Annotated in this window: 18 protein-coding genes; all 18 read right to left on the bottom strand. The window is 33.5% G+C overall.

Translation table 11 applies throughout. The features are described 5' to 3' along the window. Positions 1-224: 224 nt before the first annotated feature. Positions 225-1,940: a DNA repair protein RecN gene (gene recN, locus MHI00_RS06565; protein ID WP_332489450.1), complete on the bottom strand. Its 1,716-nt coding sequence runs from the start codon at positions 1,938-1,940 to the stop codon at positions 225-227. 40 nt (positions 1,941-1,980) lie between these two features. After that, the gene (gene ahrC, locus MHI00_RS06560) at positions 1,981-2,430 is read right to left on the bottom strand and encodes a transcriptional regulator AhrC/ArgR (protein WP_010054195.1); all 450 of its coding nucleotides are present in this window, start codon (positions 2,428-2,430) and stop codon (positions 1,981-1,983) included. 199 nt (positions 2,431-2,629) lie between these two features. Further along, positions 2,630-3,451 carry a TlyA family RNA methyltransferase gene (locus MHI00_RS06555; RefSeq protein ID WP_010054194.1) on the bottom strand — a complete coding sequence of 274 codons (822 nt, stop codon included), beginning with the start codon at positions 3,449-3,451 and terminating at the stop codon, positions 2,630-2,632. A 20-nt stretch (positions 3,452-3,471) separates the two neighbouring features. Further along, positions 3,472-4,353, bottom strand: coding sequence for a polyprenyl synthetase family protein (locus tag MHI00_RS06550; protein WP_341112140.1), 882 nt, complete (start codon positions 4,351-4,353; stop codon positions 3,472-3,474). A 15-nt stretch (positions 4,354-4,368) separates the two neighbouring features. Then, the gene (locus MHI00_RS06545) at positions 4,369-4,605 is read right to left on the bottom strand and encodes an exodeoxyribonuclease VII small subunit (protein ID WP_015076782.1); all 237 of its coding nucleotides are present in this window, start codon (positions 4,603-4,605) and stop codon (positions 4,369-4,371) included. Continuing rightward, positions 4,602-5,942 (bottom strand): exodeoxyribonuclease VII large subunit, encoded by a 1,341-nt coding sequence (gene xseA, locus MHI00_RS06540; protein WP_010054191.1) that lies wholly within the window; start codon positions 5,940-5,942, stop codon positions 4,602-4,604. The genes MHI00_RS06545 and xseA overlap by 4 nt, the downstream gene beginning before the upstream one ends. A gap of 14 nt (positions 5,943-5,956) precedes the next feature. Next, positions 5,957-6,799, bottom strand: a complete 843-nt coding sequence (locus MHI00_RS06535; protein ID WP_341115092.1) for a bifunctional methylenetetrahydrofolate dehydrogenase/methenyltetrahydrofolate cyclohydrolase — start codon at positions 6,797-6,799, stop codon at positions 5,957-5,959. A 290-nt stretch (positions 6,800-7,089) separates the two neighbouring features. Then, positions 7,090-7,518, bottom strand: a complete 429-nt coding sequence (gene nusB, locus MHI00_RS06530) for a transcription antitermination factor NusB (protein WP_010054189.1) — start codon at positions 7,516-7,518, stop codon at positions 7,090-7,092. Next, entirely contained in the window at positions 7,515-7,943 is a 429-nt protein-coding gene (locus tag MHI00_RS06525) for an Asp23/Gls24 family envelope stress response protein (RefSeq protein ID WP_010054188.1), read from the bottom strand. Before MHI00_RS06525 ends, nusB begins: the two co-directional genes overlap by 4 nt. Before the next feature lie 58 nt (positions 7,944-8,001). Beyond that, positions 8,002-8,559 carry an elongation factor P gene (gene efp, locus MHI00_RS06520; RefSeq protein WP_010054187.1) on the bottom strand — a complete coding sequence of 186 codons (558 nt, stop codon included), beginning with the start codon at positions 8,557-8,559 and terminating at the stop codon, positions 8,002-8,004. Positions 8,560-8,710: 151 nt separating this feature from the next. Further along, positions 8,711-9,778, bottom strand: a complete 1,068-nt coding sequence (locus MHI00_RS06515; protein ID WP_010054184.1) for a M24 family metallopeptidase — start codon at positions 9,776-9,778, stop codon at positions 8,711-8,713. A gap of 230 nt (positions 9,779-10,008) precedes the next feature. After that, the gene (locus tag MHI00_RS06510) at positions 10,009-10,389 is read right to left on the bottom strand and encodes a hypothetical protein (RefSeq protein WP_341112132.1); all 381 of its coding nucleotides are present in this window, start codon (positions 10,387-10,389) and stop codon (positions 10,009-10,011) included. Next, entirely contained in the window at positions 10,390-10,875 is a 486-nt protein-coding gene (comGF, locus tag MHI00_RS06505) for a competence type IV pilus minor pilin ComGF (protein WP_010054182.1), read from the bottom strand. It abuts the gene before it with no gap. Beyond that, complete coding sequence (locus tag MHI00_RS06500; RefSeq protein WP_010054181.1) at positions 10,865-11,098, bottom strand: hypothetical protein; 234 nt, start codon at positions 11,096-11,098, stop codon at positions 10,865-10,867. The genes comGF and MHI00_RS06500 overlap by 11 nt, the downstream gene beginning before the upstream one ends. After that, on the bottom strand, positions 11,082-11,519 hold the full coding sequence (gene comGD / locus MHI00_RS06495; protein ID WP_341112126.1) for a competence type IV pilus minor pilin ComGD: 438 nt from the start codon (positions 11,517-11,519) through the stop codon (positions 11,082-11,084). Before comGD ends, MHI00_RS06500 begins: the two co-directional genes overlap by 17 nt. Beyond that, positions 11,516-11,851: a competence type IV pilus major pilin ComGC gene (comGC, locus tag MHI00_RS06490; RefSeq protein WP_010054179.1), complete on the bottom strand. Its 336-nt coding sequence runs from the start codon at positions 11,849-11,851 to the stop codon at positions 11,516-11,518. Before comGC ends, comGD begins: the two co-directional genes overlap by 4 nt. After that, the gene (gene comGB, locus MHI00_RS06485; protein WP_341112122.1) at positions 11,848-12,915 is read right to left on the bottom strand and encodes a competence type IV pilus assembly protein ComGB; all 1,068 of its coding nucleotides are present in this window, start codon (positions 12,913-12,915) and stop codon (positions 11,848-11,850) included. Before comGB ends, comGC begins: the two co-directional genes overlap by 4 nt. After that, positions 12,869-13,933 carry a competence type IV pilus ATPase ComGA gene (gene comGA, locus MHI00_RS06480; protein ID WP_010054175.1) on the bottom strand — a complete coding sequence of 355 codons (1,065 nt, stop codon included), beginning with the start codon at positions 13,931-13,933 and terminating at the stop codon, positions 12,869-12,871. The genes comGB and comGA overlap by 47 nt, the downstream gene beginning before the upstream one ends. Between the last annotated feature and the right edge of the window lie 13 nt (positions 13,934-13,946).

Raw genomic sequence — 13,946 nt, 5'->3', positions numbered from 1 at the left:
TTCTCCAAGCTTAAAAGCTTACTATCAGTATACCGATTTAATAAAATAACTTGTACAAAAAAACCCGTACTTTTTAATAATTCATAAATTCATATAATTTCTGTCACATTTTTGACATGATTATGTAATTAATTTAAATTTTTCTCAAATTAGTTATGTAGCAACATTGTTTCCGGTTTCAAAAAAATAAGGTTATCTAATTTCTTCATTAGATAACCTTATTTTTAGATAGAATTGTATTTTTCTTTTTCAGTTTTTGCTAATTTTAGTAATTCTTTAGCGTGTTCAATCGTTAACTTTGTAATTTCAGTTCCAGCTAACATTCTAGCCACTTCTTGAACTTTTTCCTTTTGTTGCAATGCCGTCACATGAGTTTCAGTTCGCTCATCAACTTGTGTTTTTGAAATAAACAAATGATGATCTGCCATTGCCGCAACCTGTGGCAAATGTGTAATACATAAAACCTGTGAATGGATTGCCACCAAGTAAATTTTATTGGCAATTGCTTGTGCGACTCTACCGCTAACCCCTGTATCTACTTCATCAAATATAATACTTGTAATTCCTTGTGACTTAGAAAAAATAGTTTTCATCGCTAACATCATTCGTGAAAGTTCTCCACCAGAGGCAACTTTTGCTAAAGGTTTTAGCGGCTCTCCTGGGTTTGTTGCAATATAAAATTCCACGATATCTTGGCCTTTTTCATTAAATGTTTTCATTTCACCAGCTTTTTCAGTTGCTAAAAATCGAACTTCAAAGATTACTTTTTCCATATATAACTCTTTTAGTTGCTCATGAATTTCTTTTTCTAAAAGTCGAGCAATTTCCTGTCTTTTAAGCGAAACAGTTTCTGCTTTTTCCGATAAACTTTTAGACAGCATTCCTAATTGGCTAATCAGTTCATTCATATGTGTCTCACGATTTTGAATTTGATCCAATTCAACAATAATTTTTTCGTAATAATCAAGAACTTCTTGAACACTTTCTCCGTACTTACGCTTCATTTGTTGAATAAAGTCTAAGCGTTTTTCAATTTCATTTAAACGCTCTTCATCATAAGCTAATTGATCCATTTCCCTTAAAATTTCACTAGCTGCTTCTTGCAATTGGAAGTAACTGTTTGCAATATTTTCTGAAATTTGGCGATAGCTTTCATCTAGAGAATCTATTGTGGTCATTTCAGTCATAGCTGTTCCTATTAAATCAACACCACTGCCTTCTTCACCTTGAAGTGCATCGTAACTAACAGATAAAGCACCAACAATTCGCTGATAATTAACCAATAAATTTTTTTCTTCTATTAGTGCTTCTTCTTCTCCAGAAACGAGCTCAGCTAATTCAATATCGTTTGTTTGGTACACAAGCATATCCATTCGTTGAGCTAATTCTTGTTCACTACTTTGCCATTTGTCATAGGCTTTTTTTACTTTTTGATACTCTACATAAGTAGAATCGTAGTCCGTCAGTAGCTGAACTAACTCTTGATCACCGAATTGATCCAACATATCTAAATGTCGCTCAGGATTCATTAGTTCTTGATGTTCATTCTGACCATGAATATCAATCATTGTTTCTCCAATTAAGCGTAACGTCGCAATCGTAACCAGTCTACCATTAATTCGACAAACATTTTTACCATTTCGATGAATATAACGTTGAATTAAGACGGTTTCATCTTCAAAATCAATATCAAATTCTTTTAATAATTCAAAAGTAAGAGCATCCTTATTTAACGTAAATAATCCTTCTAAGACGCATTTATTTTCACCATGACGAATAAAATCACTTGAAGCACGGCCACCTGCTAGTAAACCAACGGCATCAATAATAATCGATTTACCAGCCCCAGTTTCACCAGTTAAAACGGTCATTCCTGTTTCAAAGCTTAAAGACAAATCATGAATGATTGCAAAATTTTTAATTGCTAACTCTTGTAGCACAACTTTCACCTCTTTAATGAATCATACAAATTTTTATACATTATACCAAACTTAGTAGTTGGTCTTGGATTTGATTGGCTGCTGTAGCTGAACGACAAATAATTAAGATGGTGTCATCTCCTGCAATTGTGCCAAAAACTCCATCAAAATTAGAGGACTCAATCAATTTACCTAGAGCGTATGCGTTACCAGGTATCGTTTTCAGAACTAAAAAATAATCTTGATAATCAATAGAAACAAAGGCATCCTTGATTAAACGTTCTAATTTTTTAGCAGTATCAAATTGGATATCAGGTGGTAAGCTGTAGCGATAACCTCCAGTTTGAGCTGGAACTTTGACTAAATGTAGTTCTTTGATATCTCTCGAGATAGTCGCTTGTGTGACTTCAATGCCTTTTTCCTCTAACACTCGAACAAAATCTTCTTGTTTTTCAATTACATGCTCTTGAATTAACTCTTTTAACAATTGATGTCTTTCTTTCTTTTTCATGATTACACCTCAGTTTCTAAAACAGTATATTTATACATTTATTTAGTACCATCATACCGCATTTTGCTCTTATATAAAAGAACTAAGCCATAAAAATCAAAAAATTGCCAAAAATAACAAATTAATTGTATAAAAAAGAAAATAATAAACAAAATACAGTGAAAAAACACCTTGCTAAAAAACAAGGTGCTTCGGCTGTTTATTTACTTTTAAGCGTATCATATGCACTAGCTAGCGTATGGTCTATATTTACTGTATAAGCAATCGTGCCTGTTGTTTTTTGATTCCATTTTAGATGCATCAAAAATTCAATATTTCCTTCGCCACCAGTAATAGGAGAGTAATCCAAAGCCATAACATCATAGCCGATCCCAATTACGAAATGGACCATATCTTCTAAAACTTGCTTATGAACGGCTGGATCACGAACAATTCCTTTTTTTCCAACACCCTCACGCCCTGCTTCAAATTGTGGTTTGATTAAAGCCAGCACATCTCCACCAGGTGCCAGAATATTTTTTAATACTGGTAAAATTAAACGTAAAGAAATAAAAGATACATCGATTGAAGCAATTGTTGGCTGACCTTTAGTGAAGTCTTCTGGAGTACTATGTCTAAAATTCACACGTTCCATCACTTCGACACGAGGATCTTGTCGTAATTTCCAGGCTAATTGATTGTATCCAACATCTAATGCATAGCTCATTTTTGCTCCATTTTGTAAAGCTGCATCTGTGAATCCACCTGTTGATGAACCAATATCTAACATGATTTTATCTTCAACAGTTACCTCAAAAACTTCTAATGCTTTTTCTAACTTGAGTCCACCGCGGCTCACATAACGTAAGGTCTCACCTTTTATCTTCAAGCTTGTTTCTGTTGGAATTTTTTCTCCTGGTTTATCCAAGCGTTCTTCATTTTGATTATAGATTTGTCCAGCCATTATTGCTCTTTTAGCTTTCTCACGCGTCTCAAAAAGACCTTGTTCAACTAAAAGGACATCTACTCGTTCTTTCTTCATAACTTCGCCTATCTTTCTCTTTAAATCTCTAATAGTGTAATAAAATCTTCTAACAATTGAGTATCGGCAACTGATTTATTGTTCAAATTCGCTAAGCTAGTTTGAGCTTTCGCTAATTCTTCGGCTAACTCTTTTTTTGCTCCTGCTAAAGTCAACAAACCTGGATAGGTACTTTTTTGATGCACAGCATCCATTCCTGTTTCTTTGCCAAGTTCAGCAGTTGTCCCTATAACATCCAAAATATCATCCCGAATTTGGAAAGCTAAGCCTAAATGGCTAGCAAATTTAACAAGTTGTGTTTCTGTCTCTTGATCTGCATCTACAATCACGGCTCCTGCATAAGCTGCAAATTTAAGTAACTCACCGGTTTTCTTTTTGTGAATGTTCTGTAAATCAGTTAAAGTTAGTTTTTGGCTCTCGCCTTCCATATCAGAGACTTGTCCAACAACCATTCCATTTGCTCCTGCAGCCTTAGATAAGGCTAAGATTAACCTGACTTTTTGCTTTTCTGTCAAAGGACTCTTGGCTAACAATTCAAAACCTAAAGTCAACAAACCATCGCCTGCTAAAATAGCTAATGCTTCCCCATAAATAATATGATTCGTGGGTTGACCACGTCGTAAAGCATCATCATCCATTGCTGGTAAATCATCGTGAATTAAAGAGTACGTATGGATATACTCTAGGGCTGATGCGGCTAAAAGTCCAGACTTTATATTTCCACCTAATGATTGGATTGTAGCTAAAAGTAATAATGGTCGAATCCTTTTTCCACCAGCTTTAACGGAATAAGTCATTGCCTCAAACAAGCTACCTTTTGTTGGAACACCTATTTCAAGTTCTTCTAGCAAAGTATCTTCTAGTTGTGGTAATGCAATTGATTTAAATTCATTTAAATCCATTTGTACAAATCCCCTCTATTCATTTTCACTTGGATTTTCAAATGGAGCTTCATTGCCTTTTTCATCAACCATTTTAGTTAATGTTTCTTCTGCATTTTGTAAAGTTTCTTTACAAATTTTACTTAAGCCCACACCTTTTTGGAATTGTTCCAAAGCTTCCTCCAAAGGTACATCCCCACGTTCTAAATTCGTTACAATTTCTTCCAATTGTTGCATGGCTTCTTCAAATTTTAATTTTGCTTTTGCGCTCATGTTGTTTCCTCAACTTTCTCAATTACTTTCGCTTCGATTTGTCCAGTTCCTAGATGAATTTTCAAAACATCATCTAATTGAACTTGTTGACTTTCTTTAATGACTTCACCATTTTTAGTTACATAGCTATAACCTCTATCCATAATTTTTAACGGACTCAAATAATCCAATGACTGCATCAAATTATGAATATCTTTTGTTTTATCTGCCATATAACGTTCCATTTGTACGGTTAATTGTTGTTCTAAAAATTGGACTTCTTCTTTTCTTTGTTTAACTAATTGACTAGGATCAAAAGCTTTTAGCTTCGTGCTTAACATAGTTAAATCATGATTTTGTTGAGTGATTCGATACTCTAAACTTCGGATTAATCGCTCCGTCGCTAAATCTAAATTTTGAGCATAGCCTTCATACAAACGCTCAGGTTGTCTGAAAATATAAGAACCTAAACTTCTCATTAAGCGTTGTTTCAACACATCGATTTTTCCAGCATAACTTTTCATTAGACGCATGCGCATTTGTTCAATTTTCAGGATTTCATCTCTTAATAAAGGCACTGATAATTCCGCCGCTGCAGTTGGAGTTGGTGCTCGCACATCCGCAACTAAATCGGCAATTGTTGTATCCGTTTCATGTCCAACCGAAGAAATTGTCGGTGTTGTAGCTTCAAATATAGCACGCGCAACACTTTCTTCATTGAATGGCCATAGATCTTCAATTGATCCACCACCTCGTGCAATGATCATTGTATCAAAATCGCCTTTTTCTTCCACCATCTGAATGCTTTTTACAATATCTTGCGCCGCTCGTTCACCTTGAACGAGAGTTGGAAAAATGACCAGCTGAACAATTGGATAACGCCGTTTAATTGTTGTCATAATATCTCTCACAACTGCACCTGTTGGACTTGTGATTACAGCAATTCGTTTAGGAAAAGTGGAAATCAATTGTTTTGGAGCATCAAATAATCCTTCAAGCTGTAGCTTCTTTTTCATTTCTTCCAAAGCTTGGTACAATGCACCTACACCGTCTGGTTCCATATGTTCAACATAAATTTGATAATTTCCACTTGCTTCATAAAGGGAAATGCGTCCAATAATAAGGACCTTCATTCCTTCTTCTGGAGTGAATTTTAGTTGTTGAAAAGCCCCCTTAAACATTAACGCTGAAATTTTAGCTTGATTGTCCTTTAAACTAAAATATTGGTGAGCATTTGGTCGCATTCGAAAATTTGAAATTTCACCGGTTAAATAAACTCTTTCAAGATAAGGATCATGATCGAATTTTCGTTTTATATATTTTGTCAATGCCGTTACAGTTAAGTATTCAGGTGACAAAAAGAGCCCTCCTTTTAGAACGATTTTACTTGTTTTTCTGCATTTTTGATAGTTTGGTATAGTAACATGGTAATTGTCATTGGTCCAACTCCTTTGGGTACTGGAGTTAAGTATCCTGCAACTTCCGCAACTTCCGCAGAAGCAACATCACCAATTAACTTCCCATTTTGATCGCGGTTCATGCCTACATCAATTACAACCGCTCCTGACTTAATAAATTCTTTGGTAACAAAATGTCCTCGACCAATTGCTACAACTAAAATATCAGCTGTTTTAGCTAGTTCAGCTAAATTAGCTGTTTTTGAGTGCGCTATTGTAACTGTCGCGTGCTCCATTAATAATAACTGAGCCATTGGTTTTCCAACAATATTACTTCGACCAATAATGACCGCATTTTTCCCAGCTATATCAATCTTGTAACGCGCTAATAATTTCATAATACCATAAGGAGTGCAAGGAATCATATCCGGTTGACCAATTAGAAGTTTCCCCATATTCACTGGATGGAAACCATCGACATCTTTACTCGGATCAATCGTATTTAAAATTGTTTCAGCATCAATATGGTTTGGTAAAGGTAACTGAACTAGTATACCATGAAAATCTGGATTTTGATTATAGAATTCAATTTCATTAACTAATTCTTTTTCTGAAATGCTTTCTGGTAGGCGTTTCACTAATGAATTAAAACCTAGTGCTACCGCACGTTTTTCTTTATTTTTTACATAAGTTTGGCTGGCTGGGTTTTCTCCTACCAATAAAACAACTAATCCCGGAGTAATTCCTTTCTCTTTTAAGCCCTCTACAGTTTTAAACATTTCTACTTGCATTTCATCTGCAAGTCCTTTTCCATCCATTATTATTGCACTCACTTAAAATCACTCCTCAATCATTTCATTTAGTTGATTACATAGACCATTTTAACATAATCAGAAGCTTCTACCTAGCTTATTTTAATTAAAAAAGCTTTTTAACCGATTATTATACAATTTCAGATTGTTATCATTCGTTAAAAACGTAATTACAATTATAATTACCACGAATAAAATGAATTAGAATAATTAAAAACGAACATTAACAATTAAAAGCACATTAAAAAAAGAGGCTATAATAGCCTCTTTTTTCATCATTAACTTAATAGTATGAATTAATTTTCTTGATCAACAATTTTTGCTAACACACCATTGACAAATTTACGTGATTTTTCATCACTATAAAGCTTGGTTATTTCTAGTGCTTCATTTAAAGCAACTCTGCCTGGTACGTCTGTAACATACAACATTTCAAAAATAGCGACACGCATAATAATTAAATCAGTTTTAGCCAAACGATTCATTGACCAGTTTTCAAGGTTTGCTTGAATTTTCTCATCAATAATAGCTTGATTTTGAAGAACTCCCGTCACAACTAAATCTAAATACTTAGGGACTTCGACAACTTCAACTTCATCTTGCAACTCATCTTCACTTGTTAATGCTTGTTGAATAGCTTGATCAATTGTCAAACCTTCATTAGCTGATAGTTGAAATAAAGCTTGTAAGGCTTTTTCTCTAATATCGCGTCTTGTTAAACTCACGCATCTTCACCATCTTCATCTAAATCTAAGTCTAAAAGTTCTTGTGGAACTGTTTTTTCAGGAACAATACCTACGACATGAATGTTTACTTCAGCTAATTCAATATCTGTCATAAATAAAAGTTGTTGGCGAATTTTTTCTTGCATTTCACTAGCAACCTTAGGAACAGATACCCCATAATTGATTAAACAATAAACATCAATTTTTAAACCTGATTCATCAACCGTTAAATGAACCCCTTTTTTATGACTAGTGCGACCAAATAATTCAACCACACCTGAGGTTAGATTGCCATGCATTGCATAGACACCCTCAATTTTACTTGCAGCAATTCCAGAAATCACTTCAATTACTTCTGGAGCAATTTCGATTTCACCAAGACTTGCTTTATTATCTTGTAAAGTTAATTTTGTTTCTTCAGCCATTAAGCAGCCCTCCATTTTTTCACTCATGTATCTTCTTAAAGATACAATTGTTTCATTATTAAGCTCTAGAGACGTATGAACCATCTTGTGTGTTCACAATCAAAACATCATCCACGTTAACAAAGAATGGTACGTTTACATAGACGCCTGTTTCCATTTTAGCTGGTTTTGAACCACCGGAAGATGTATCACCACGAATACCTGGGTCTGTTTCTTCAACACGTAATTCAACAGTATTTGGCAATTCAACACCTAATGTTTCAGCACCATACATAATGATTTGAACTTCCATATTTTCTTTTAAATATTTTAGTTCATCTTCAATTTGAGACTCTTGTAATTCTAATTGATCGTAAGTTTCGCTATCCATAAAGACATGAGCGCCACCACTCTCGTATAGATATTGCATACGACGGTTGTCGATTTGTGCTTTAGCTACTTTTTCACCTGCACGGAACGTTTTTTCTTGTGCTGCTCCAGTACGTAAATTTTTTAATTTAGAACGAACAAAGGCTGCCCCTTTACCTGGTTTTACATGTTGGAATTCAACAACACGCCAGATACCGCCATCAAATTCAATAGTTAAGCCTGTTTTAAAATCATTTACTGAAATCATTCATTTTCCTCCTAGAGTCATCTCTGTTCTTACACTATAGTGTATCATTTTTTTTGCATTCTTACTATAAAATTGTTATTCCATCCAATTTTTTCAGCATTCTCACATATAAATTTAATCTTTCCAATAACGATATGGTCTAAACCATTTATTATAGAATAATTAATTCTTTCGGTGAATGAACCAAAATCTCATTGCCACCAACAGTAATTAATAAATCATCTTCAATCCGTACTCCACCAATACCTGGTAAATAGATACCTGGTTCATCAGTAATAACATTTCCTGGAACGAAGGCTTTTTCTGCTAATTTTGATACATTTGGACCTTCATGAATCTCTAATCCAATCCCATGACCAGTTGAATGTCCAAAGGCTTCACCATAACCCTTAGAAGCAATATAATCACGAGCAACAGCATCTAATTCAATTCCTGATATTCCAGGCTTAGCTGCATCAATAACACGCAATTGAGCTTCAAGTGTTACTTGGTAAATTTCTTTAAGTTTAGCTATCGGCTCTCCAACTGCAAATGTTCGAGTCATATCTGAAACATAGCCGTTGTAGTAACAGCCAAAATCAAGTGTTACAAAATCGCCTTTTTCAATTAACTTTTGACTTGCAACTCCATGAGGCATTGCTGAACGTAAGCCACTAGCAACAATTGTATCAAATGAAACACCCGTTGCACCTAAACTACGCATATGGAAATCAAGCAAATTAGCTACTTCAATTTCTGACATACCTGGTTTAATTACACCTAATATATAGTCAAAAGCTGCATCCGATATTTGACAAGCTTTTTTGATTGTTTCAATTTCTTCTGGTTCTTTTACTTCTCTTAACCCTTCGATTAAACCTGATACTGGAACTAAATCAGTTGTTTCAGGAATAATTTCTTCTAACATATCAAAAATGCTAAAGGTCACAAAATCTTGTTCAAAGCCTAGAGCTTCAATTTTTTGTTCCGTTACAATTTTGACAACCTCATCATAAATAGGACCATGATTTTGAACAACTGTGAACCCTTTAGCTTGTTCAGCAACTTGCTCAGTATATCTAAAATCTGTTACAAAAAAAGCATTTGTTAGCGTAATAACACTTAGACCAGTTGTTCCAGTAAAGTTGGAAACATAGCGAAGATTATAAGGACTTGTTACCAATAAGGCATCTAATCCTCTTTGTTGCATACCTTTACGTAATTTTTCAATCCGGCTCATATTTTTAGTTCCTCCTAAAATAAGTATTTAGTCAAAATCATTTCTACTGCGAAAATTTGCACAATTCATTTTATTATATCGTGAAATACGTCTGATTACAATGAATATTGCCTTCTGTTTCATTTCTTTTGCTATGCTTAAATAGTTGATTGCCGTACACGTTCAAATTTCTATATGTAGGAACACAGTTTTTGGATATACTGTGTTTCTTTCATTTTCCTAACTTTATTTCATGGAGAAATATTTTCGCTATTCACCTCAGATGTATCTACTTTTAGCGGAAGATCCGACAAAGTAAAAACGTCTTCCAATATATAGTCATTTTGTAGTTTAACAAAAAACTGAAATTCCCCTACTTGTCCTTGTTTAATTGTTACATCTCCAGTAGAATATTCCAATTTCATCGCCTTAACTTCCCTTTTTACTGCACCTCTTTTTATTTCTAGTTGCTTTTTAGCGATCAGCATCAGACTCTTCGCTTCATAATGCTGATTAAGTATCATTAATTGGCGCATCTGTCCCTGATAAATCGTAATTGTTCCCAGCGCAAGCAACAATAATAATGCAACAAACATAATTACAGTTGGTAAAATAGCACCTTTTTGATTCATTTAGCTATCCCCCATATAGTTAACTTTTACAAGTGCTTCGTAGCTTTCTTGATTGGTAAAAGTTACCTTGATTTCCAAAAAATCATTTAATTTTTTGAACTTTATTGTTTCAAGTTTCATTAATACAGGTTGATGACCACCAGCCCCTTTATTCGTGCGTTTTCTCAGCATATTACGATATTTTTCATAAAAAAACTGGTCTTTTTCAGGACTGTTATCTCTGTTGAAAACAACTTTTTCTACTTCTATTTTTACTAGACTAGTATTTTTCACTTCTTCTTCAAATTGATTTAAAAATAAATGCCATTCTAACTGGCGATCTTTAAATGTTACTTCTCTAATTCGTTGATAATTTTGAAGACTTAAAGAAAGGATTGAGACACAAATAAACAAAATAAAGGTAGCAACTAAAGCTTCTAACAAAGTAAAACCCGCTATAAAATTATTTTTAGTTGAAGAATGAACGATTTTCAAATTATTCTTCATCCCATTCAATTCCTTTCAATTGAATCTCGCTTAATTCGTCACTACCTAATTGAATTTGTTCATATCTTCTCCTGTTTTTTTCAACATTAACTTTTTCAATCTGAAGTCGTTGCAGGATAGTTGTCAGCAGTGGAAAATACAGAGAAATAGTAGATAAAATTAAAACAAATGCCACGAGCCCTTCTAACACTAAATAACCAGACTCTTTACTCGCTTTCTTCAAAAATATAGCGTCCACTTCCCATCTGGAATTTAAACGTGTAGCCTTTATCTAAACTTTTAAATTTAATCGTTTTAAAGGATGAAGGACGTCCAGTCTTAGCAACGTAACGAATCGAATTATTGTTATCAACTGTTAAGCTTTTCGGAATATTCAATTCTTGATTGACTACACCTTTTGCTTCAGAAAGCACTTGATATCGAACCGTACCCGATTTAAATATGGTCATACTCGTTTTTTTATTTGCTAACAATGCATAATTTTGTGTAGCAAGTAAATGGCTTTGAAAAGCCTCAAAAAACAACATTTTTTGTACTTTTTCGTATGTTTTATTGGCAATCACGGTTGGTAATCCAAATAAAACCATGATGATACTTAAGATTAAAATCGTTTCAATTAAAGTAAATCCTCGAGCATTGATCATCGCTGGACAACCTGGTTATTTTCAATCGCTAACCCTTTGTTAATCGCATTATCAATTTGTTTTTGTTTTAAATAATTATCCGCTTTTAATGCCGCAAAACTGACCTCTATTCCTGGCTCTTTTTCCAATAAAAAAAGTTCAATTTGAGTTTCTATCACAGTCATTAAAGCTTCGGTACCTTGGTTATCAATTTTCTTTTTTTGCTGAACAACATTTGGAATGACTAAGATTAACAATACAGAAATAACAAATAAAACTAAAATCATTTCTACTAATGTAAAGCCCTTATTGTTTAATTTCCATTTTTTATGACTTACTCTTTTATTTTTCATAAAATCCCCTCCATCATAGTAAACATTGGCAATAATAAAGCTAAATAGATACATAAAATAAAGAATGCGACTAGAATAAAAACGAGTGGTTGAATCCATCCCATAAATTTTTCGATTTTCTGAACAAATTCATTTTGACAAATTTGACCGTACAAATTTAGTTCGCTAGCTAACTGACTGGTGAGTTCACCATGGAATATAATTGCTCCTAATTCAGTTTTCAAAAATGGCAATTGCTTCATAACGACATGTAATCCTATCCCGTTTTTCATTCCTTTTTCCATTTCATTAGCTACTTCTTGCATTATTTTTGTTGTTTCTTTGGCTTTCATTACTTCAATAATCCGCAACATAGAATAGCCACTTTTAAATAATTGAGCCCATTCATAGCTAAAATAATACGTATAATATAGTTTAATTAAATTTCCAAAGAAAGGTAGCGCCACAATAAAATTCAATTTAGCTATTGCTGTTTGTTTTTTGAAATAGTTAGTTAAACTAATTTTTATGATTAAAAGACTAAAAAGTAAGCCCATAAATACATAGGGAAAATAATAAATCAAACCAATTGCTATTCCACTAACAAGTGACGTAAATGAACCATTTTGTTGAACTAAGTCGTTAAAGTGTGGCAGTAGTAACAAACGAATACCAAATAAAATACTAAACATGAAGATAACAAGTAACATTGGATACTGCAAGAGTTGTTTTAATTTCTTTTTACGTTTCCCATTTGCTTCTAAAAAAGCACCACTATCAGCTAAAACTTGGCTAAATTGACCATGAATTTGCGCTAAATACACTTGACTTGAAATTCGTTCAGAAAATCCTAGCTGATTGAGTACTTGAAAAAATTCTTGACCTTCTTCTAATTGATTTAATGCTTGATTTAACCATACTGCTTGCTTTGGAAGCATAATTTTTAGAAAGAGTAAACTTTCCTTTAAAGAAAAACCTTCTGCAACTAATACGGCTAATTTTGTTAAAAAAAAAGATTGCTGTGTTTCTTTAATCTTTTTATTGGATTTTGTATTGTCGATAACTTTTTTTCGTAATAAACCCATAACTATACGCCTTCCTTAAATAATAATTAAAAGATTTTGTTTGTTTTTCTAAATTTATCTGAGCATCTCCACCTTCCATTAAACCTTCTAATTCTCGCCCTGTTAACGTTTCATAAATGACTGACCGTTTAGCATATACTGCTAAAAAACTACAGTAAAGATGGCATTCACCCTGACAAAACGGACAATATTGTGGAACTAGTTTTTGAGAAATAACACCTATTAAACTTTGTTTAATTTGTTGAGCTGATACACCTAATTCAAGTAGTCGTTTAACCACACCCACTCCATTTTTAGCATGAATGCTACTAACAATTAAATGACCTGTTAGTGCAGCTCGAATGACCATTTTAGCTGTTTCTTGATCTCTAATTTCTCCGACAACAATGATGTCTGGATGATGTCGCAAACTAGCTTTTATAAGTAAATCGTAACCAATACCAGCTTTTGGATTAACTTGGGTTTGGAGAAATAACGTTTCTTGAATTTCTACAGGATCTTCAATTGTAAAAACCTGGCAATTTTCTTTACCTACAAATTCTTTAATTAATTGGAACATCGTGGTTGTTTTTCCTGACCCAACCGGACCAGAAAATAAAATCAATCCACTTTTCACCTCAATTAACTGCTTTAACACTGTAACTTGATTAGGAAAATAACAGGTTTGAACTAGTTTGCGCTTTTGCGTTTGATTTAAAAAACGAATAACTAGAGATTCTTGATGAAGAAAGTCAGTAATTGTTGAGAAGCGTACAGATTTGTTGCTTCCATTTATCAGCATATTTTTTGCGCCACTTTGTGGGAACCGTTTTTCCCCAACATCCATATTTGAAAGGAATTTTAAATAAGCAATTAATTGAGCCCCTTTCTTAAGAGAAACAACTGAGTGTTCCACTAAATGACCACTAACTCTAAAATAAATCTGATACTTATTTTCTCTAGGTAGCAGATGAATATCATTCACACCCCGCTTTTCTGCTTCTCCCATTAACTGGATTACATTTTGCTCAATTTTCATTCTCGAACTCCTT

The sequence above is a fragment of the Carnobacterium sp. FSL E2-0243 genome, from assembly GCF_038003605.1.
GTDB lineage: Bacteria > Bacillota > Bacilli > Lactobacillales > Carnobacteriaceae > Carnobacterium > Carnobacterium maltaromaticum.
The sequence above is the reverse complement of the archived record's forward strand: the minus strand, read 5'-3'. Positions and strand labels throughout refer to the sequence as shown.